Source organism: Sulfurovum iocasae (assembly GCF_047716765.1).
Classification (GTDB): Bacteria; Campylobacterota; Campylobacteria; order Campylobacterales; family Sulfurovaceae; genus Sulfurovum.
Genome location: NZ_CP180410.1, coordinates 1834073 through 1853352 on the forward strand (window position 1 = coordinate 1834073; position 19280 = coordinate 1853352).

Annotated in this window: 37 protein-coding genes; 28 read left to right on the plus strand and 9 right to left on the minus strand. The window is 37.5% G+C overall.

The window, feature by feature from the left end:
- Positions 1–250: 250 nt before the first annotated feature.
- From ACLHDG_RS08950 to ACLHDG_RS08970, 5 genes are all read right to left on the minus strand, one after another.
- The gene (locus ACLHDG_RS08950; RefSeq protein WP_415405882.1) at positions 251–430 is read right to left on the minus strand and encodes a hypothetical protein; all 180 of its coding nucleotides are present in this window, start codon (positions 428–430) and stop codon (positions 251–253) included.
- Positions 430–603, minus strand: a complete 174-nt coding sequence (locus ACLHDG_RS08955) for a helix-turn-helix transcriptional regulator (RefSeq protein WP_415405883.1) — start codon at positions 601–603, stop codon at positions 430–432. Before ACLHDG_RS08955 ends, ACLHDG_RS08950 begins: the two co-directional genes overlap by 1 nt.
- Before the next feature lie 212 nt (positions 604–815).
- The gene (locus tag ACLHDG_RS08960) at positions 816–1271 is read right to left on the minus strand and encodes a hypothetical protein (protein WP_415405884.1); all 456 of its coding nucleotides are present in this window, start codon (positions 1269–1271) and stop codon (positions 816–818) included.
- Positions 1268–2521 carry a tyrosine-type recombinase/integrase gene (locus tag ACLHDG_RS08965; protein WP_415405885.1) on the minus strand — a complete coding sequence of 418 codons (1254 nt, stop codon included), beginning with the start codon at positions 2519–2521 and terminating at the stop codon, positions 1268–1270. Before ACLHDG_RS08965 ends, ACLHDG_RS08960 begins: the two co-directional genes overlap by 4 nt.
- Positions 2522–2768: 247 nt before the next feature.
- The gene (locus tag ACLHDG_RS08970) at positions 2769–3020 is read right to left on the minus strand and encodes a hypothetical protein (protein WP_415405886.1); all 252 of its coding nucleotides are present in this window, start codon (positions 3018–3020) and stop codon (positions 2769–2771) included.
- Between the two features lie 172 nt (positions 3021–3192).
- On the opposite strand from ACLHDG_RS08970, the gene ACLHDG_RS08975 reads away from it, so the two are divergent.
- The 10 genes from ACLHDG_RS08975 (at position 3193) to ACLHDG_RS09020 (ending at position 9100) form a co-directional block, all read left to right on the plus strand.
- Entirely contained in the window at positions 3193–4608 is a 1416-nt protein-coding gene (locus tag ACLHDG_RS08975) for a tyrosine-type recombinase/integrase (protein WP_415405887.1), read from the plus strand.
- A gap of 22 nt (positions 4609–4630) precedes the next feature.
- A complete protein-coding gene (locus tag ACLHDG_RS08980) occupies positions 4631–5239 on the plus strand; it encodes a hypothetical protein (protein ID WP_415405888.1) in 609 nt (202 codons plus the stop codon).
- Between the two features lie 167 nt (positions 5240–5406).
- Complete coding sequence (locus ACLHDG_RS08985) at positions 5407–5601, plus strand: helix-turn-helix transcriptional regulator (RefSeq protein ID WP_415405889.1); 195 nt, start codon at positions 5407–5409, stop codon at positions 5599–5601.
- The gene (locus ACLHDG_RS08990; protein ID WP_415405890.1) at positions 5598–5993 is read left to right on the plus strand and encodes a hypothetical protein; all 396 of its coding nucleotides are present in this window, start codon (positions 5598–5600) and stop codon (positions 5991–5993) included. The genes ACLHDG_RS08985 and ACLHDG_RS08990 overlap by 4 nt, the downstream gene beginning before the upstream one ends.
- Positions 5994–6096: 103 nt before the next feature.
- Positions 6097–6402, plus strand: coding sequence for a hypothetical protein (locus tag ACLHDG_RS08995; RefSeq protein WP_415405891.1), 306 nt, complete (start codon positions 6097–6099; stop codon positions 6400–6402).
- Positions 6389–7510, plus strand: a complete 1122-nt coding sequence (locus tag ACLHDG_RS09000) for an AAA family ATPase (protein WP_415405892.1) — start codon at positions 6389–6391, stop codon at positions 7508–7510. The genes ACLHDG_RS08995 and ACLHDG_RS09000 overlap by 14 nt, the downstream gene beginning before the upstream one ends.
- A 227-nt stretch (positions 7511–7737) precedes the next feature.
- Entirely contained in the window at positions 7738–7884 is a 147-nt protein-coding gene (locus ACLHDG_RS09005) for a hypothetical protein (protein ID WP_415405893.1), read from the plus strand.
- A 10-nt stretch (positions 7885–7894) separates the two neighbouring features.
- The gene (locus ACLHDG_RS09010) at positions 7895–8161 is read left to right on the plus strand and encodes a hypothetical protein (RefSeq protein WP_415405894.1); all 267 of its coding nucleotides are present in this window, start codon (positions 7895–7897) and stop codon (positions 8159–8161) included.
- An 84-nt stretch (positions 8162–8245) separates the two neighbouring features.
- Complete coding sequence (locus ACLHDG_RS09015; RefSeq protein ID WP_415405895.1) at positions 8246–8434, plus strand: hypothetical protein; 189 nt, start codon at positions 8246–8248, stop codon at positions 8432–8434.
- A gap of 324 nt (positions 8435–8758) precedes the next feature.
- A complete protein-coding gene (locus tag ACLHDG_RS09020; protein WP_415405896.1) occupies positions 8759–9100 on the plus strand; it encodes a hypothetical protein in 342 nt (113 codons plus the stop codon).
- Between the two features lie 36 nt (positions 9101–9136).
- On the opposite strand, the gene ACLHDG_RS09025 is transcribed toward ACLHDG_RS09020, so the two are convergent.
- Positions 9137–9346 carry a hypothetical protein gene (locus ACLHDG_RS09025; protein WP_415405897.1) on the minus strand — a complete coding sequence of 70 codons (210 nt, stop codon included), beginning with the start codon at positions 9344–9346 and terminating at the stop codon, positions 9137–9139.
- Between the two features lie 140 nt (positions 9347–9486).
- On the opposite strand from ACLHDG_RS09025, the gene ACLHDG_RS09030 reads away from it, so the two are divergent.
- The 12 genes from ACLHDG_RS09030 to ACLHDG_RS09085 all read left to right on the plus strand — a co-directional run bounded on the left by ACLHDG_RS09030 (position 9487) and on the right by ACLHDG_RS09085 (position 12656).
- Positions 9487–9609: a hypothetical protein gene (locus tag ACLHDG_RS09030; protein ID WP_415405898.1), complete on the plus strand. Its 123-nt coding sequence runs from the start codon at positions 9487–9489 to the stop codon at positions 9607–9609.
- The gene (locus tag ACLHDG_RS09035) at positions 9602–9742 is read left to right on the plus strand and encodes a hypothetical protein (RefSeq protein WP_415405899.1); all 141 of its coding nucleotides are present in this window, start codon (positions 9602–9604) and stop codon (positions 9740–9742) included. Before ACLHDG_RS09030 ends, ACLHDG_RS09035 begins: the two co-directional genes overlap by 8 nt.
- Positions 9739–10113, plus strand: coding sequence for a hypothetical protein (locus tag ACLHDG_RS09040; RefSeq protein ID WP_415405900.1), 375 nt, complete (start codon positions 9739–9741; stop codon positions 10111–10113). Before ACLHDG_RS09035 ends, ACLHDG_RS09040 begins: the two co-directional genes overlap by 4 nt.
- A gap of 10 nt (positions 10114–10123) precedes the next feature.
- Positions 10124–10312, plus strand: a complete 189-nt coding sequence (locus ACLHDG_RS09045) for a hypothetical protein (protein ID WP_415405901.1) — start codon at positions 10124–10126, stop codon at positions 10310–10312.
- 10 nt (positions 10313–10322) lie between these two features.
- A complete protein-coding gene (locus ACLHDG_RS09050) occupies positions 10323–10724 on the plus strand; it encodes a hypothetical protein (protein WP_415405902.1) in 402 nt (133 codons plus the stop codon).
- The gene (locus tag ACLHDG_RS09055; protein ID WP_415405903.1) at positions 10721–10918 is read left to right on the plus strand and encodes a hypothetical protein; all 198 of its coding nucleotides are present in this window, start codon (positions 10721–10723) and stop codon (positions 10916–10918) included. Before ACLHDG_RS09050 ends, ACLHDG_RS09055 begins: the two co-directional genes overlap by 4 nt.
- Before the next feature lie 107 nt (positions 10919–11025).
- Entirely contained in the window at positions 11026–11403 is a 378-nt protein-coding gene (locus tag ACLHDG_RS09060) for a hypothetical protein (RefSeq protein ID WP_415405904.1), read from the plus strand.
- Entirely contained in the window at positions 11400–11567 is a 168-nt protein-coding gene (locus tag ACLHDG_RS09065) for a hypothetical protein (RefSeq protein WP_415405905.1), read from the plus strand. Before ACLHDG_RS09060 ends, ACLHDG_RS09065 begins: the two co-directional genes overlap by 4 nt.
- A gap of 2 nt (positions 11568–11569) precedes the next feature.
- Positions 11570–12019, plus strand: coding sequence for a hypothetical protein (locus tag ACLHDG_RS09070; protein WP_415405906.1), 450 nt, complete (start codon positions 11570–11572; stop codon positions 12017–12019).
- Positions 12009–12233 carry a hypothetical protein gene (locus tag ACLHDG_RS09075; RefSeq protein WP_415405907.1) on the plus strand — a complete coding sequence of 75 codons (225 nt, stop codon included), beginning with the start codon at positions 12009–12011 and terminating at the stop codon, positions 12231–12233. Before ACLHDG_RS09070 ends, ACLHDG_RS09075 begins: the two co-directional genes overlap by 11 nt.
- Positions 12230–12424, plus strand: coding sequence for a hypothetical protein (locus ACLHDG_RS09080; RefSeq protein ID WP_415405908.1), 195 nt, complete (start codon positions 12230–12232; stop codon positions 12422–12424). Before ACLHDG_RS09075 ends, ACLHDG_RS09080 begins: the two co-directional genes overlap by 4 nt.
- Before the next feature lie 79 nt (positions 12425–12503).
- The gene (locus tag ACLHDG_RS09085) at positions 12504–12656 is read left to right on the plus strand and encodes a hypothetical protein (RefSeq protein WP_415405909.1); all 153 of its coding nucleotides are present in this window, start codon (positions 12504–12506) and stop codon (positions 12654–12656) included.
- Positions 12657–12745: 89 nt separating this feature from the next.
- Here ACLHDG_RS09085 and ACLHDG_RS09090 read toward each other — a convergent pair whose 3' ends face one another.
- Together ACLHDG_RS09090 and ACLHDG_RS09095 are read right to left on the minus strand one after the other, a co-directional pair.
- Positions 12746–13207 (minus strand): TrmH family RNA methyltransferase, encoded by a 462-nt coding sequence (locus tag ACLHDG_RS09090; protein WP_415405910.1) that lies wholly within the window; start codon positions 13205–13207, stop codon positions 12746–12748.
- 54 nt (positions 13208–13261) lie between these two features.
- Complete coding sequence (locus ACLHDG_RS09095) at positions 13262–14476, minus strand: fatty acid desaturase family protein (RefSeq protein WP_415405911.1); 1215 nt, start codon at positions 14474–14476, stop codon at positions 13262–13264.
- A gap of 106 nt (positions 14477–14582) precedes the next feature.
- Between ACLHDG_RS09095 and ACLHDG_RS09100 the strand changes: the two genes are divergently transcribed.
- From ACLHDG_RS09100 to ACLHDG_RS09115, 4 genes are all read left to right on the plus strand, one after another.
- Positions 14583–15080 (plus strand): hypothetical protein, encoded by a 498-nt coding sequence (locus ACLHDG_RS09100; protein WP_415405912.1) that lies wholly within the window; start codon positions 14583–14585, stop codon positions 15078–15080.
- Position 15081: 1 nt separating this feature from the next.
- Positions 15082–15276, plus strand: a complete 195-nt coding sequence (locus ACLHDG_RS09105) for a YwbE family protein (protein WP_415405913.1) — start codon at positions 15082–15084, stop codon at positions 15274–15276.
- Positions 15273–15719, plus strand: coding sequence for a YaiI/YqxD family protein (locus ACLHDG_RS09110; protein ID WP_415405914.1), 447 nt, complete (start codon positions 15273–15275; stop codon positions 15717–15719). The genes ACLHDG_RS09105 and ACLHDG_RS09110 overlap by 4 nt, the downstream gene beginning before the upstream one ends.
- 81 nt (positions 15720–15800) lie before the next feature.
- A complete protein-coding gene (locus ACLHDG_RS09115) occupies positions 15801–16439 on the plus strand; it encodes a hypothetical protein (protein WP_415405915.1) in 639 nt (212 codons plus the stop codon).
- Positions 16440–16475: 36 nt separating this feature from the next.
- On the opposite strand, the gene ACLHDG_RS09120 is transcribed toward ACLHDG_RS09115, so the two are convergent.
- Complete coding sequence (locus ACLHDG_RS09120) at positions 16476–16751, minus strand: DUF503 family protein (protein WP_415405916.1); 276 nt, start codon at positions 16749–16751, stop codon at positions 16476–16478.
- 219 nt (positions 16752–16970) lie between these two features.
- Between ACLHDG_RS09120 and serC the strand changes: the two genes are divergently transcribed.
- Both serC and ACLHDG_RS09130 read left to right on the plus strand, forming a co-directional pair.
- A complete protein-coding gene (gene serC / locus ACLHDG_RS09125; RefSeq protein WP_415405917.1) occupies positions 16971–18053 on the plus strand; it encodes a 3-phosphoserine/phosphohydroxythreonine transaminase in 1083 nt (360 codons plus the stop codon).
- Between the two features lie 14 nt (positions 18054–18067).
- Positions 18068–19237, plus strand: a complete 1170-nt coding sequence (locus ACLHDG_RS09130) for a phosphoglycerate dehydrogenase (protein ID WP_415405918.1) — start codon at positions 18068–18070, stop codon at positions 19235–19237.
- The last annotated feature ends 43 nt before the right edge of the window (positions 19238–19280 follow it).

Genomic DNA, 19280 nt, shown 5'->3' on the forward strand with positions numbered 1-19280 from the left:
AATTTCTAATTCCCTTGAAGTTCCCTTATTACTTATAGGTTTAATTGCTAACCATTCAACTTTCACGGTTTTTAATTGTTAGAATTGCTTTCAGAACATTTTTCTCCGTGGTTCGCTGTTTATCCTCTTCCAGTAATTGCAGAACTATAGCCCGTGCCTTGTCTGTATCCAAATAGGTTGCTAGAATATAAGGAACTCCCAGTCCAGCACTTTTGCCCTCTAGTAGATGAATAAGAACCTCACTATCTGTTTACCCTATCACTTCCATATTTTGAAGAGTATCGTTAGTAAATCGGAACCCTCTACTATCAGCCATTTCCATAAATGCACCTTTATAATTACAAGGTACATTGAGGTTAAAGATGCTTTCCCCTAAGAGATGCAGATTATCGCTGGCTCTACCCATTGCATTATTGAAATCTTCACACATTATGCACTCGCTTTTTCCATAAGAGCCATAACATCGCTTTCTTTCCAAACTGAAACTCTAGGGCTCAACTTGGTTGCTTTTGGTAATTTGCCCTCTCTTGCATAGAGCCAAACTGTACTTTTTGAAACTCCCAGCATCTCTGCTACTTGGGGTAATCTAAGAAACTTATCCATTTGTAAATCCTTTTTTTAGTGTTGTTTAACGTCTTAAACTTATGTATATATACTTGAACATTATAGAACAAAAAAGAAGTGATGTGTAGCCCAAATATAGGGCATTTGAGGTAGTATTAGTTTAGTTTATTAGTAGTAGTTTAGTAGTTATTTATTAGGATATATTTAGGTGTTTATTAGTACTAAAGTAGGGCTTCTTTAGTACTTTTGTTTTAGAATGGGAAATATCTAGGAGGAGGAGGAATTTGCATTCTGGATACAAACTCTGCAATTTCTTTTTCATCATCTATATCATAGAATTCATCATTTTGCCAATCAAATTTAGAGAGTATCAAATCTTTTACCATTTGAGTTGTTTGTACATTATCGCTTTCCCCTATATCAGAAATACCATACTTAAATAGTTTTCTAAACTTTCTCAGGTGGTTTTTAATAGTTTTATCACTTATACTTCTCACTTGTGCTACTTCATCAATAGCTCTTTCAAGCATATATTTTTCAAGATAAACAAGCTTATAGACATCAACTGATACATCAATGTAATTGTTCCCCCTAGTTTTCTTTTTCCTCACTTTTTTATTTAGTAGTGCTTTCAATACTTTTATATCGTGGTATTCAAGTAGTTTATCTAATATTTCACTCGGGTTATTTTCGTATGTTAATTTCATTCTGAACTTCCTTTTTTTACTTTGTCAAGATAATCGCTCCACCATTGCATTAAGATTATTCTATCTTCCATATAATCTGCTCTATTGTATGAACTCTCAACTTTACCTTTTGCAGAGTGAGCCAGTTGTATATCTATAACCTTTGGGTGAATCCCGTGCTCTCGTATATGTTCATTTGTAATAGTTGAAAACATAGCTCGGAACCCGTGAGGAGTAAACTGCTCTTTGGGGAACCCCATACTATGAAGAGCTCTTCTCAATGTGTTATCACTCATAGCTGATTGTTTATGCACAAAACTAGGGAAAACATATTTCCCATCACCACTAAAGAGTTGAGCCTCTTTTAAAATCTTTATAGTTGTATCCGTTAAGGGAACAATATGCTCTTTACCTATCTTCTTTTTATCAGCTGTTGCTTTCATTTTAGATGCTGGGATAACCCATCTTCTTTTTTCAAAATCCACTTCACTCCATTCAGCGTGTAAAATATTGTAAGGGCGTGAAGTAACATAAGGCATAAACATTAGAGCCAAACGGGTTCCAGCATCACCACCATACTTTTCAACTGTATTGAGTAGTTTATGAATTTCTTTTTCATCTGTAATAGTTGGATATGATTTCTTTATAGGAGTTTTGAGAACCTCGTTTCTATCTATCCGTTCACAAACATTTTTCTCTATATAATCTTTAGTGAGTGCAAATTTGAAAACTTTATTCAGTTGAGTTAGTAATCTATGAGCACTTTCAATGGCTCCACGATGTTCTACCCTTTCCACTACTTCCAAAATCTGCTGTTTGGTAATATCTTCAATAGGAATATCTCCTATAAATGGATTAACATTATTTTTAAAAGATAGCTGTAATCTCTTCATATATTTTTCACTTAAAGCATTTCTCTTTTTTAAACTTTCATTTATCACACTTTTGAGGCTAGTTGCTTTTCTTACATTCTCAGCATTGAGCTTTTTCTTTTCTTCTTTTCGCACTTCTGCTGGATTAATTCCATTTGCTATTTGCTCTCGAAACTTTTCTCTCATTTTTCTAGCTTTTGCCAAAGTTAGTGCTGGATAAACTCCTAGAGCTAATACTTTTTCTTTGCCCTCGAATCTGTATTTTAATCTCCAGCGTTTAGCTCCTTTGGTTGAAATAATCAAGAATAATCCAGCACCATCAAAGAGCTTGTAATCCTTTTCTCTAGGTTTTGCACCCTTTATTTCCTTATCAGTTAGAGCAGTTGTTTCTCTAGCCACAAAATCTCCTTTTGGGGGTATATTTTTGTATCTCTAAATACACTATACAAAAATACCCCTAAAAAGTACCCTAAAATATCTATATGTTATTGAACTACTATGAATTGTTATGAATGATTAAATAGGCTTAAAGCTCGTATATAAGGGAGTTGATGATATTTTATTGAATTCTGTTGAACCGTAGGAATGTTGATTTCATATCTACCTCCTACATGGATAAATGTGTATGATCACAAAACTTTTTTAATTATAGCATATTGTTTTTTTGGTCATATTCAGAGGGTTCTATAATCTCTTCTTTAAACTCTAAAGGTATTTGCCCTTTACTTCTTCGTGCTACAGTGTCACGGTAAACCCACGCAGCTTTTATCTCTTCTACTTTTTCTTGGCTAAGCACAGGGGTATCATACCTGCCTGCATTTTCAAGTTGTCTTTGTGCTTCGTAGAGTATGAGAGCTGTGGCAACGGAGACGTTAAGGCTTTGTACCATCCCTTGCATAGGGATGTTGTTTAAGTGTTCAGAACACCATCTAAGCCCCTTCTAGCCTTTATCTTAGAAATACTATGCGTCCACAAAAATCCTTAAAAGTACCTATATATCCTATGTTTTTAAGTACCGTTTTAGGTACAACTTCTTAGAATTAGTTAAATTTTAAGTACCAGGAGACAATATGCCAAGAGTAACAACTCCACTTACAGATAAGAAAATAAAAGGACTCAAACCACAAGGTAAGATATACACTGAGTTTGATGGTGGTGGTCTTTACATAGAGGTTCATCCTAATGGTGGTAAGTATTGGAGACTCAAATATACTTTCGAGGGTAAAGCCAAGAAGAAGAGTTTAAAGACATATCCTATTGTATCCCTTGCAGATGCCAGAATAGCCAGAGATAAAGCCAAAGGTGCAATAGCAAGAGGAGAGAACCCTTTTCCTGTAAAGAAAGAAGAGAAGCCTACTACAATAAGCAGTGATGAGTGGGATACCATCTTCACACAGTACAAGAAGCTGAAGGTTAAGCAGAGAAGCCTACCTAGAGATAAGAGGGTAGCCAATCAAAAGAGAATTGATACCTCATCTAACAAGATATTTAATGAGTTCACTACATTTAAGCAGTGGACTAAGTGGTATTTTTATGAACAGTATGAAACAAAGAGACAGGATGCTGAAAAGAAGAGTGATGTAAAGAATGGACTAAGTGATGCTCACCTTCAACGTACAGAGAACGGATGGGATAATGATGTTTTGCCTTTTATAGGGGATAAGGTCATGAGTGATATAACTACTGCCGATATAGTGAAGATAGTAAAAATATTAAGTGACCGAGATGCTAAAGAATCTGCCAAGAAAGTATATGGTTCTATTAATAGGCTGTTCAGCCTGGTGATAACACATTACTCAGACCATGTTATGAACAACCCATGTCAGATAAAACTATCAGATATTATTGGTAAAACTTCATATACCAGCTACCCAAAGATAACAGATGAGAAGGAACTAAGAAAGCTCTTTGCTGCAATAGATATGCATGACAAGCCTGTAAATAATGAGAGGGGTGGTAATGTCAGTGTCATGAGAGCTTTACAACTAATCAGCTACACAGCAGTAAGACCTGCAAATGCTAGAGAAGCTGAGTGGAGTGAGTTTACTCTTACAGGGAAGAGTCCTCAGTGGGTTATCTCTGCTGAAAAGATGAAAACAAATGAGGCACTGATTATCCCCCTAGCCCCACAAGTTATTAAGATGCTTAAAGGGTGGAAGAAAGAGGCTGTATCTAACAGAGTATTGCCTGGTACTACAGGAGATAAATCTACTATCTCCCCTGCTTCTATGGTTCAGGCTCTCAGAAGGATGAATGAAAGATATAACTACTCAGAAACAACTATTGTAGCCCATTCCTTTAGAGGGATATTCTCAACTATTGCACATGAGTCTGGAGAGTTCAACCATGATGTTATAGAGAAGCAACTATCTCACACTGTAGGTAGCGTAGTCTCTCAGTCGTACAATGAAGCCAAGCACATGAATAAACGTAGAGAGCTTATGTGTTGGTGGGCTGATAAGATAGATGGGATTAAAAATGGATAATACTCCCATATACACAAAGACCATGCAGAATTATAGACTCTTTTTAAAAGGACTGGAATCACCAGAGGTAGAACTTACAGATAGAGATGTGGAAGTGATAGCCGACAGGGTAGATAAAATCATACGAGAGAAGTACTCCGATGGAGAGGTGAGTAAAGGTGTAGTAAAAAGAGAGACCTACGATTTAGTAAAAGCAAGGAAAATAAAAAAGAAATTTGATTCCATGAGAAGCAAGATACCTAAAAAACTATACAACAACACTTTAACCGATGCCAATCTCCCCGCTTTGTACTTTACTGTAGTGAACGCTAAATATGCCAGTGGGTTCATTGCTACAAAGGGTTCGTCACTCTTTGCTGATAGACCTGACAGGCTATATGATGCTGCAAAGAGGGGACTTGCACTTGCCATTGAATCCTGTAGACAGCTAGGTGAGAATGAGGAAGCACTCAAATTACTTGAACAGGTCACAATATCCAAGACTTCCAAGAACTGGTTTTATAATGAATGGGAAGCAGCATTCAGAAAAATTTTAATGGATGCTCACTTCTCTGGAAATGCAATAAAGAAAACGATAATGCCCGAACTAAAAAGAATATCAAAAGACTCCAAACCTACACCACCTATGTAGATACCACAGGTTAGTGTTTTCGTCAGCTTCCTGCCATTTTTACACCCCTTTAGAACCCCCTCAAAGCACGTAAACACGGGACTTATCGTCCATATAAAGCTATAATTATCCTTGTAATTACATAAATAAAACCTAGCTAGGAAATTCTAACACACTAAGGATTTTCGATGGAACAAAGATTAATTAGACTCCCTAGAGTCATAGACAAAGTAGCACTTCAGAAATCACAGATATGGAGAATGGCTAAAGAGGGAACATTCCCACAACCTATTAAAATTTCACATAAAGTCACAGCATGGATTGAGTCAGAAGTTGACCAATGGGTAGCAGATAGAATTGCTGAAGCCAGAGGTGAGTCATGAGAACTTCTTCCAATATACTTCTACAGAACAGAGTAGACGAACTTTCACAGATTCTAATTGACATTGAGTGCCTGAATATGAATGATGAATATACCAACGCATTTATAGAGATGTGCTTATACAGGGGTTGGAGAAAGCTGACCGAAGTTCATAAGTCACAGATGATAAATATATCTTCCGTTAACAGTGGAGCAGTTCTTTTCTTGGCTACCCAGGGTAAAATGGTTGGTTTACATATGCTTGAGCGTTTATCTGTAGTAGATGATGAGCAGGTACGAATTAAAGCAGTGGTAATGATTATAGAGAACGGTGTTAAGGCAAGTAGAAACAAGATTGACCTTATTGTAGCAGCAGCAAAAGACAGCAAGGGACTGTTTGAGGGGATAGACTAATGAACTATTCCTACATTAGGAACAGTAACCATAAACTGTTCCACAATAATATGACCATAATATCAAAGTTGTACCTAAAGTGTCATGCTAGGGATGGTGTGTCATGATGCAATTTGAAGAGATAGCAGTGCTTAACCGTATTATCTATCCATACAACATTGCAGGAAACTCTCTTACACAGTATGAAGCGTTTGAGAGAGTACAAAAGCACTTAGATATAAGCAGCTTTAAGTCAAAACAAGCCAAGAGTATCTGGAGTCAACTAGAACGTCTCTATAGTGCAAAGATGCCCTTTAATGATATGTTCTTTGAGTTTGGTGCATTAGGTGATGTATGGAGTACAAGTGGTGTTAATGATATTAGCAAACATATAGAAATATTAGAGGGAGTCAAGTATGGGAATAAATAGTACTGACGATAATCTTGATTTCAATGAATGGACGGGAGAACCAGTCTCTCCAGCACCCAAACAGCTAGTAGCTGAAAAGGATGAGGAGAAAGTGGTTAAGGAAAAACAAATAGATACAACTATTATACCACAAGAAGCACCAACCATAGACATTATGGATGCTTTTATTACGGGCTTATCTGCTAATCCAGATGATATAGAAAATGCCAAGACAATAACTTTGATAGATGGCTTTATGGAGTACAACACAGTTGGTATCTTGTATGGAGAGAGTGGTAGTGGTAAGAGTATGCTGATGCTGAGTGTATGCGTGTATCTGCTTGAAAATACCATTATAGATAAAGTGAACTACTTTGACTTTGACAATGGGAAGGCAGACCAAAAGAATAGAGGTATCCACTTGCTCTTAAGAAAGTATGGCAATAGGTTTAATTATATCAATCTTGACACCATAGACAGTGCAGACCTCACACCACCACAGATACTAAATAAGCTTATAGATGCACCTGTTAAAGGTTCAACACCTTATGAGAGACAATTCTTTGTGTTTGACACTATGGGAGAACTTGCAGAAGGTAGCCTAGGTAAAGATGATGTAATGAGACCTCTCCTGGATAAGTTTAAGAAGCTTCGTTCTATGGGTGCAACCATGCAGACTATACACCACAACACCAAATCTAAAGAAGATGTGAGTTTCTTTGGTTCAAACTATATCAAAATCAAGATAGATGCTTTATGGCACTTGACAGCTAAAGAGAGTGAGAACAAAGGGAAGATGGAGTTTGCACTTAATATGCAGAAGAACAGGTCTGGAAACTTGAAAGACAGTGCTTTTATTATTGACCCCGTTACTCATACTTTAGAGGGTGGGGATTATGCCATAGCTTCTATGAATGAAGATGATACTTTCTTTGTTGCTTCTATTAGAGGTATTTTAGCGGGGTGTGAAATGATAAACCAGGGGGAACTACTTACTGCTATTGATAAAAAGAAAGATGATAGAACAGCATTGAAGCAGCTTCAGAAATATGATGGTGTGTTCTGGAAATCAGAGAGATTAGCCAATAAGAATAATTCACTTATGTATAGTGAATCTAAGCATACTTAACAATACCTACAATACTTACAATACCCCGTAAATAAGGAGTGTTGTAAGAGTTGTAACTATTGTATACAAGTACTAGAAAATAGTTAAAAAGTACTTCTTATTACAGGGAATCTCTAAAGAGGGGCTTCTTTGTGATGGAGAGTGTAGGAATAATACTAAATGATATGGTGGGAAGTAGCACCTGTAAGAAAAGAAAGTGTACCCATAGTTGTACTTAAGGCAATCAAATGACCAAAGAGGAAAGAGAGTATATGAAGAAGTTAGAACTCTCCAATGAGTTACTGAAAGAGCGTATCAAATATCTTGAGTATCGTTTGCAGTATGAAGACCCTGTTAAGGCAGTAACAAAGCCAAGCGATGGAATATTATTTTAAAGGAAGCAATATGAAGAACTTAGTAAACAGTAAAACCAAGACAGAAACTTTGAGAGCTGGAACAGTAAGAACCACTTACACTTGGGATGGTAAATCCAAGAAGCCAAGAGTCACTTATTCCCATGCTGCTCATGTAGTGCCAGAAGAAGGAACGCTTGATACAGTCATAAACAGAGTAGATGATACCAAGGTACAAGTAGAACCAGAAAGTCCTACTGTATCTCATATTGCAAAGGGCAACACACTACTTTTCTGTACTATTCTAAAGGTACAATAAAAGAAACAACTACTATACTATATAGAAATACCTTATGATAAAGACCATGAGTCTTAACAATCAATCACTAATAAGGAGTGACTAATGCATAAACAAGATATGATAGCTAGGGAAATAGCTAAAGATATACCCAGATACTTAACTATGAGAGTAGTTGATGTGCAAGAAGAGATTGGTATTAAATTGCGTGACGAGTTTGCTAAGAATAAATGGACAAATAAAGACATGGTTGTTTATGGAACGCTATTGGCCATGGCTAGAGCAATGAATTAGGGAGAGGCACAAAACGATGGATAGAGATACACTATTTAATAACTTTAAGAACAAATTAGATGATGATACCGTATCATTTCTTCACAGTAATGCAGTACTTCAATTTTGGTTCTCTCATTATATGAATGCTTGTATACAGAATAATCAGGAAGAAATTAAGAGACTCAAAGGAAAGATATTAAATTATACAGATAATAATGAGGAGCATAAGCATTTAGTGTTGCAAATGCTAGATGTATTCTCTAGAAGCCATCCCCAACATTGCATTTAACTCTTATTATTTCAGCGAAACAATAACAATTCAACCTAAACAGGAGATAGAAAATGAGATACACAGCAGAGGAACGACAGATAATTGTAAAAGCGGTGCTAGATGTTTATTATGGAAAGTTACCTTTAGAAGTAGCCAAGAGAACCATACCTAACCAAGAGTGTGGGTACTATAGATTATTCCACCAATCTGTCAGGGATATGGAAAAACGCATGAACGGTGAAACTACCCATTTAGCAATACCATTAGTCTTTGCTAAAGAGTTTTATAAACAACTAAAAGTAGAAGATAGGTCAGAATGGCTTGCATTCTTGCACAGACAGGTAAAATATGATGAGCAGTATGGTACACCAAGCATAAGTTTAAGAGAATGGTTGGAGAAGGTAGCAGAATAAAACCAAAAGCAACCTATGACTATATAGGCAATAATGTTACTCAATTACTCCGACTTTATAATTCAACTCACACTCTATAATCCTACAAAAATCTCTAAATTTAAGTGTCATAGCTTCCTTGACCTTCTGACTACTCCACAGCTTCAGACTCTCTTCATAGTTTAACTGCAACTCTTCAAACAACAAAGTTATATCAACCATTGCACCAGGAACTAATCCATACTTCTTATTTAGATACTTTCTCATAGCAATCCTTTACACTATTTTACTAACTCATTCCTTTATAGGGAATTACAACATACGATGATACAGTGCTTAGTTTAGTTAGAAAGTATAGTTGTACCTAAACTTTGCTATAATATTATATAACTATAAAAAGGAAGCCAATGAAAAGCATACACATTTCAAACGAACTTCACGTTAAGCTGAGACTACGAGCTATCCATGATGGATTGAATATCAGAGAAGAGGTAGAAGCCTTGATTAATAAAGGTCTATCACATGGCTAAGCTATACGACCTTTACAAAGAGAAGCAATCAATCTTAAGACGTAGTGGACTACTAGACTACGGCAAGCAGTTAAATGATATTAACCTACGACTAGCCGAAGAACTAAAATCAATGGAACAGGAGAACAAATGAACAGACCAGAACTACTAGCAGAAAAGAAGCGAACAGAAATCTATCTGGCAGATATGAAGATAAATACACCAAGCGTGATACTTCAACAGAGTACAGATTACAAGACAGCACAAGACCATTTAGCAAGATTGAATGATGAACTTCTCAAGATAACGAAACAAGAAGAGAAGGCAGCTAAGGCAGAAGCCAAGAAGAAAGAAGAGAGCTACAAGATACTAATGAGTTTTAAAGACCGTTTGGCAGATATGGCAGAAGAGGTAGAAGAAGTATGGGGTAAGTTAGACCATACACATCGAGGAGCTGTAATTGATATTAAGAACAGCCTGGCACAAGTATTAAGAGGTCACACCTCTAGCAAGAAATCAGCATAAAGGATAAAGCATGGCATATAAAGTAATAGGTGGAGTAGTAGAGTTAGACAATGGAGTTAAGGTACAAGGTAATGCAATAGAAGGGGCTGTACTTACTGGTAGGTCAGTAGCCAAAGGTAATGGCTCAATCACTATTGTAAATGAAGATACAGGTGTAAGCAAAGCATTTTCTTTCGGACAGACAATCAGCTTACCATAAAGGATAAGAGATGAATGAAATACAATCAACAGCAGACCGTGCAGAACATCAAGGGCTAATGGATAGTTCAGGCTATCACGATATTGACTCAGGGGAGTTTATCCCTTTAAGGAATGTTAGTGGTGGCTTAGGTACGGACATTACAGGTGTTGAAGGCACAGGCGATGTAACTGTATACAACACCAAGACAGACACACACCATAGAGTTATGAAAGGTACGGGCAGCGTTTCAAACAGTAGAGACTTCATAGCCAAACAAGAGAAAGCTATCAAGAGTTATGTAGTTGAAGAGAATATGCCTGAAGCGAGTATCGCAGAATTGAAGCAACAAGAGATAAATAGAAAGCGTAGGGCTAAAGAAGCTGAAGAGGGTCACTTTGGCATTAGAGGAAGTGGTGTATTGTTAGGATGAGACTGTTTAGCAGATGGGAACTCAAGCAAGAGCCTTCTCACATTGTGGAGATAACAGACATTGTAACCTCTCCCAGTAAGTATGGCACTACATCAACTACAATTATATTCACGCACAATGGCAGACCTTCTTCAATGGGTAAAGACGTATTTGAAGAGAACTATAGGACTGCTAAAGCCCAAAAGGACGATTGATGAATGAGTACTACATAGCAGCAGCAGTCGTTATTTACGTTGCAGTAGTTATGTATATCTTTACTGATGTAGGAATAATCAAATGGAATAAAGAGGAAGATGATTAAATGTACTCACACCTCTACCCAAGACTATGCAAAGTGTACGATGAAATATTCAACCACTGTATAGACTTTGACTTTTCATTTGTGAAGAAACTCGATGTTGATACTATCACCTTCGAGAGTGGTGTACTAGGATGCTGTTATGGTGATGAGACAGGCTCTACTATCATTATCGCTCCTGGTGCTTTCACGCTAAAGGTTGCAAACTCTCCTTACAGTTCACACATAGAGACAGATAGACCGTTACATTACATACTTGCACACGAGATAGGCCATATGCTTGTTAATACCAGGCAGATACCCTGCAGCGAATTAGGTGGTGAGGCAGAAGAGGTGGCTTGTGATGAGTTTGCAATTAAATTAATGAAGGAGATTAAATGACATTCGTACACAATAAACAGCATTACAAACTTATGAGAATTGAAGAAGATGGTATTGTCTTAAAGCGTAAAGGTGTATCAGAAGAGACTTTCTCTAAGCAATTCATGAAAGAGAACTTCAAGCAGTTGGTTATCCAAGACCGTAACGGTTTTAGACAGGTGTAACGATGGCTAAGACAATAGACCTTAGTGAAGCAGAAGAACTTGCAGCTAAAGGCTACAGTAATAAAGATATAGCTGTAGCATTAGGTGTAAGTATGGCTCAGGTATATAAGAAAGTAGAGATATTAGAAGCTATTCATAAAGGTCATGCAACTTTAAAGGCTACAGTTAGTGAAGCTTTCCTTGACTCTCTTGCAACAAATCCAGGTAATCAGCAGATGCTTGTGAAGCGATTAGGCTTGTTTAATCAGCAGATTAACATAACTAAACCTACAGACGCTAAAAGTGCCTTAAAGACGCTATCTAGTGCCGTTAAACAGTATTCAGATGGTGAAATATCAGAGTCACAGTTAAGAACATTGGAAGCAGTATTAAACTCTTATATCAAAGGGCATGAGATAACAGAGCTTGAAGATAGAATTTTAAAATTAGAGGAAGTAAGTAATGGCAAATAGATTAGATGGAAGAGTGAAGAAGCTGGAAGATATCACCATAGAAGTTAAAAGAGCAGCAATAGTTACCTTTACAGGGCTAGGTGATAATCAAGACTACACAGCAGATACAGCAAAGTTTACCATAGGTGATGAGAGTGACCTAACCTATGAAGATATATTGAAGAGAGGTTATGAAGTAATGACCTTTATGCCTAGAAAGGATATGAACAAATGAGTAACAAACTAACCAGGGTCAAGAAACTAGAACAGATACGCAACCCTGAAGGACAAAGCACATTTATCTTTATAGATGGTGAAGATATTGTAGTAGATGGTGTTAAGTATGATGCCGTTAAAGATATACCTGAAATGCCAGGAACTACTTTTATTATGATAGTTGAGGATACTAGCGGTGGAAGAAAATAAACCTTGCATCACAGAGAAGCTAAGCCCCTTTAAAAATTAACTAAGGGGTAAGGCTGCCTAAGTCTGATACACTTCTTTCATGAAAATAATAATAGCAACAGAAGAGATACTTAATGAGCATGGTGATTTAATCATGATTAAGTACCACTATGAAGATGGCTCTGTTCATGAAAAGAAGATATTCATACTAGCCTCACAACTCAAGAAGAGAAATAAGCCACTCAAAGGCTGAACCCCAACTCAGTACCATTCCTTAAAACCACTTAAAATCTATTAGTACAAGTGTTAGTACAACTATATATTTATACCCCTTTATGTTACCTATTTACACACTCTTCTAATTCCTTGCATAGGAATGATGATAACTTCATCTGCCATCCCTATGACTTCAGGTGAGACACCCTCTTTTTCATTTCCCATGACAAGCAGTGTAGGCTTGGTATAATCTATCTCTCTAAATGAAATGGCTCGTTCTTCAAGGTGTGTTACTACTACTTGAAAACCTTGGGCCTTTTTTTCTTTTAAAAATGCAACTTTATGTGCATCATTCATACGATAACGATGCGTCCATCTGTGTGCACCCTGTGTAATGGTTTTATGGATGCGAAGGGTCTCGTTCTCTTTGGTACTGTAGTAGATATCAAGTACACCTACTGCGTCGCATGAACGAATGATGGCTGAGAGGTTTTGTGAGCTATGTACATTGTCAAGCATGATTTGAAGTGTGGGTTGTTTACGAGTGAGACTGTCATCTATACGCTTTATGCGTTTATTATTTATCATAGTTTGATTATAGCATACTGTAAAGCTTATCCTCTACAGTTGCATATTTCAAGTTTATATACCATCCACTCTAAGCAGCTTTGTTTTTCCTACCATAAGATCTATGCTCATAAGAGCACGTTTAAACACCGACTCTTGTCTATACTCAAGATTGTGTTTTTTACAAATATCTTTGACGATAGGCTGCATCTTTTGGTAGTAGCTGTGCGGCATATTCGGGAAGAGATGATGCTCTATCTGGTAATTCAGGAAACCATGTGCAAAATCTTTAAAGTCAGAACCTGTATTATAATTTACAGACCCCATGATCTGTCTCAAGTAAAATTCACCTGTACTTTTATGTGGTTCGTTGAACATATAGATATCTTCTGCTGAGTGATTTGGTACAATGACCAAAAATGAGTGTAAGTTGGCAAAAAATTCAGCTATTAAAATAATAATAAATGCATTAAATACAGCTTCTAATCCCAGTGGTATAAATAGTAATGGGAATACAATGAACTTAATAATACCATAAGGGAGATAATACTCCATCCAAAGCTCTAAACCATTCTTAGTACGAGGATCCAACTCATAATCAGTTACCTCCAGTTTTTTCTGATCTCTATTTTTTTTGTTTTCCAGTATTCTAAGTGTGTTTGGTGCATAGTAAAGAAATTTCCACATACCTGCAAATCCATAGACGATAACATAACGAAGAAACATTGGTGTTTTGGACTGAATCAGCCACTGAAGGTTTTTCTCTACATTATCCGGATCTTCTGTCTCACCTAAATGATAGTGATGCATGATATTATGCTCATATTCCCAAGCCTGAGGTTTGATCCAATCAAGCCAATCTATGTAACGTCTCGCACCTTTTGCAAATACTTTTTTTGTATATTTCTCCGGAATATTCGGTACCTTATCATACGCTCCATGTAGTATAGGGTGTGTGACATCAGCCCATCTTGCTACATTCCCAGTGCTGATAAGAAGTGCTGCAACAACAGCTATAGGCCAGAAAACAAATCCACTCAACCCTCCGGAAAGAAGTTCAACAAGACTCAATATAGCGATCAGACCATACCCTGAAAAAGTAAACATTCTACCCCAGCGTTCAAGCTTTAACAGATGCTGGAAGTCCTCTTCACCTACCGGATCCATTGTATCTTTTATAGCATCTATATCTTTTTCAAGTTGCTCTTTATCTACATCTGCATAACGTGCATATTTATGTTCTTTATCTGCTATAGCTAACTCTTCGATCTCTTCTGGTTGTTTTCCCATACTTTCCCCATCACTTATAATTGTTATAATTATATAGAAAGTTAATTAATCTAAGATTTGATTGGAAATTCGGGTATAATTGCACAAATTAATATAAAGAACTACTATGTGTGATTTTAATACCTTAACAGATGAAGAAAAAAAGCTTCATCATGAAAAACTCCTTCAATGTGCCAATGCTTTTGGTGGGAAAAACTTCTTTTTACAGCTTCTTGAAGCTATCCGTGAGACAAAACCCCATCCTTTAGTAGCAGGGAACAGTGAATTCAGCATCGAATTAGGGACGATCAAATGGAACAAAGTCATCTTTAATGACAAGCTTCAACTCCTGATTAAAGCCCGTGTAAATGAGAGTAAACAAGATAACCTACTACCAGCTAAAGATGCAAAGAACTATAAAAAAATTCTCAATGTTGTTCGTACACTCAAGCCTATCGTTTTCAATGTTAAACCGGCAGAAAAAGAAGATGGCTCAGGGTTTTTCTTCCAATCTTTTGATGTCATAGATGAAAATACAACAAAACTCAACCCTGTATTTGATGCACTCTTTTTCTGTTCTGTGGATACTGTTAAAAAAGTACTTAACTACGAGCCAAAGGCATAAGATGGCAAACGGCCAAAAAAGAGCAGATATAAAATACGGTTTAGATGTTGCTGTGGTACTCAAAGAAGACCAAGCTACAGGCAGACTTACTTACGGCAAAGTACAAAAGATCCTCACTAACTCCCCTACCCATCCTCACGGTATAAAAGTACGTCTGAATACAGGTGAAGTAGGACGTGTAAAAGAGATATTGTGACCCTCTTCATCGATGGAGACGCCTTCCCTAATCTTCTCAAGCCTATTATTCTAAGAAGCATCGAACGTCTGGCTATCACCACTAAAGTCATAGCCAATAAAAAGATCAATGTAGGCAGATCAAAATATATAGAGTATACCATCGTAGAACAAGGTGCAGACGAAGCCGACCACCACATTGTAGAGTTATGCAAAGAAGGTGATCTTGTCATCACTGCTGATATCCCATTAGCTGACAGGATCATAAGTAAAGATGCCCACGCCATAGATCACAGAGGCGAACTCTACAGTGTTGATAATATCAAACAGTACCTAGCTATGAGAAACCTCATGGAGAGCATCAGAGAAAGTGGAGAGATGACAGGAGGGCCAAAAGCCTTTGGTCAGAAAGATGCCCATGCATTTGCAAATCAGTTGAATGCATTTTTGACTAAATATTACTAAGAGAACCCTCAGAATAACTAAAAATCTTCCCTAAAAACCTAGACATATATAATGCTATAATATATCAGATGGAGAAATATAATGAAAAATAATTTGTTCTGGTTAATAATATGGGGTATAGCATTTGGATATTTGGAGGCTGCAGTTGTCGTCTATCTTCGCGAGCTCTATTATCCTGAGGGTTTTGCATTCCCTGCTGTCCTCATACCCGATCACATTATGTTGACCGAACTACTTCGTGAAGCGGCAACCCTTCTGATCATGTGGGCAACGTTATGCCTGGTGTATAACAGACTGCAAAGTCGGGTCGCAGCATTTGTCATTCTGTTTGGTGTATGGGATATCTTCTATTACATTTTTTTGAAACTGCTTCTAAACTGGCCCGAAAGCCTGGGTACATGGGATATTCTCTTTCTTATACCTGCACCATGGGTTGGACCGGTCTGGGCACCGGTTCTTGTCTCTATCGGATTTATTTATGCCGGTACAATTACATTGATACACAACCATCAAAATCACTTTTTACATTTTGGCAAAGGGTTTATACTGCTTGAGGTTTTTGCAGTACTTATCATTATCATTTCATTCATGATCCCTGGTACAGCTATGATTGAACAAACGCTTCCAAACCACTTCCCCTGGTATCTATTCTTCACGGGATTCCTCACAGGTATAGGTATTTTTCTTTACAGCTTTTACCGTTCTGGCCATACCCAATGAGAAATCTTCTCAAAGAGATTTAGTATTTTTTCCAATTCAGATCTCTTCATACTCTAGATCAAAATGATACTCAGAAAAATTCCTCTCTAGCATCTTCTCTATCTTTTCACGGTACTGTGCCGCTCCAAGGGAGTTTGGAGAAAGAAAGACAAAAGCAATATCAGCTTCTTTGGCATATTCACCACTAACATCAAGCACAGAGAGATTAAAAGCTTTGAGCTTCTCTTTCATACTATTGGTGACACTTCTCCGTCCTTTGAGTGACTGAACATGTGGTAGCTCTAGGTGAAGGATACAGTTACATATAATCATAGTGTTATTGTATCAAATTTTTATTTTCCGGGGAAGTGGAGTTTTAATTTTATCCTATCAATCACTACACTTAAAAAAGTTTTTATGTACCCTTGGGAGCTTAGCACTTTTGCAGCTATTTTAACGTTCCTAACTTCAGGAGCCTTTATTCTTACATTCGATAGAATTAAAATCAAGTCTAATTTTTTAAGGCCATTTTTACAAAGAAAAGGAAAGAGAATGAATAGAGCGTTTAACTTTGGTGCAGGACCAGCTACGATACCGACAGAGGTACTTGAAGAGGCACAAAAAGAGCTGCTGGACTTTAAAGGTTCAGGGATCTCTATCATGGAAGCTTCACATAGATCCAAACTGTATGAAGAAGTACATAATGGAGCTATCGCGTTGATGAGAGAGCTGTATGAAATACCTGATGATTATGAAGTAATGTTCCTTCAGGGCGGGGCTTCATTGCAGTTTGCTATGATACCGATGAACCTGGCAATGGGAGGAAAGATCCAGTATGCCAATACAGGAAGCTGGTCCAAAAAAGCGATCAAAGAGGTAAAAGTTCAAAACTTGGATCTAGAGATCGTTGCAAGTTCAGAAGAGACTGCATTTGACAGAATTCCTGAAGATATCACCTTTGATGATGATGCTGACTATGCGTATATTACATCAAACAACACGATTTACGGAACACAGTATAAAACATATCCAAGTACAAAAGCACCTCTGGTAGTAGATGCTTCAAGTGATATTTTTTCTTATCCTGTAGACTGGTCAAAAGTTGATATGTTATTTGCCGGAGCTCAAAAAAATGCCGGTCCATCCGGTGTAACCATTGTGATCGCAAAAAAAGAGTTACTTAACCGAGTAAAAGACTCTGTTCCTACAATATTACGTTACACAACACATGCAGAGAACAACTCTCTCTACAACACACCACCAACTTTTGGTATCTATCTGCTTAATCTTACAATGGAGTGGATCAAAAAACAGGGCGGCATCAAAGCTGTCCAAAAGATGAATGAAGAGAAGGCAGCACTGCTTTATGATGCGATCGATAACAGCAACGGTTTTTATACCGGACATGCACAAAAAGATTCACGCTCACTAATGAATGTCTCTTTCAATATCAAAGACAAAAATGCAGAGCTTGAAGCAGAGCTCATTAAGCGTACGGAAGAAAGTGGAATGATCGGACTTAAAGGACACCGTTCTATCGGTGGACTTCGTGCTTCGATCTATAATGCGATGAGTATAGATGGTATTAAAGCACTGGTTGAGCTTATGGAAAAGTTCGCAGCAGAAAAACAGTAAGCGAGGGAATGGATATGTTCAAAATACAAACATTAAACAAGATCTCTCCAAAAGGCTTGAATCTCTTTTCTCATGATAATTATGAAGTTGCCAGTGAAATCGGAAGTCCTGATGCCATTGTTCTGCGTAGTTTTAAAATGCATGATATGGAACTTCCAGAAACGTTATGTGCTGTTGCCAGAGCGGGAGCAGGAACAAACAATATTCCTATAGAGAGTTGTTCCGAAAAAGGCATCGTTGTATTCAATACACCGGGTGCCAATGCGAACGCGGTTAAAGAAGCTGTACTTACCAGTCTCTTACTTGCTTCACGTGATATTGTGGAAGGCATAAGCTGGGTGCAGAGTATCAAAGATGAAGGCGAGAATGTGCCTGCCCTGGTTGAAAAAGGAAAGTCACAGTTTGGAGGGCAGGAGATCAAAGGTAAAAAGCTTGGTATTGTCGGACTGGGAGCCATCGGAGCGATGGTAGCCAATGATGCGCTTGCACTGGGTATGGAAGTGGTCGGATATGACCCTTACCTCTCCGTAGATGCCGCATGGGAGCTCTCAAGCGATGTCAAAAAAGCAACAGGCCTAGAAACACTACTGTCAGACGTTGATTATCTGAGTATCCATGTTCCTCTTCTTGAGAGTACAAAAGAGATGTTCAACAGTGAAAAATTTGCTATGATGAAAGATGGTATCAGTATCTTGAATTTTGCAAGAGGCGGTCTGGTCAACAATGATGATATCAAAGCAGCACTGGTATCCGGTAAAGTAGCAACTTATGTGACAGACTTCCCAAGTGCTGATCTTCTTGGAGTAAAAGGGGTGATCCCTATTCCTCACCTGGGAGCATCGACTGAAGAGTCAGAAGATAACTGTGCCACAATGGCTTGTCAGCAGATAAAAGATTTTCTTCAAACAGGGAATATCAGAAACTCTGTCAATTTCCCGACATGCGAAATGCCGGTAAAATCAGGTGAAAAAAGAATTATCATTGCAAACAAGAATGTACCTCAAATGATCAGCGAGATCACCTCTTTGCTGGCAGACAACCACGTTAATATTGGTGATATGCTGAATAAAAGTAAAGGTGACCTTGCTTACAATATCATTGATATCGATGGAGAGGTCAGCGAAGATGTTCTTAATAAACTTCGTGAAGTTGACGGTATTATTATGGTGAAGAATATCATTTAATCAAATGATATTCTGAATCTAGAACTTCTGAAGTAGGCTATAT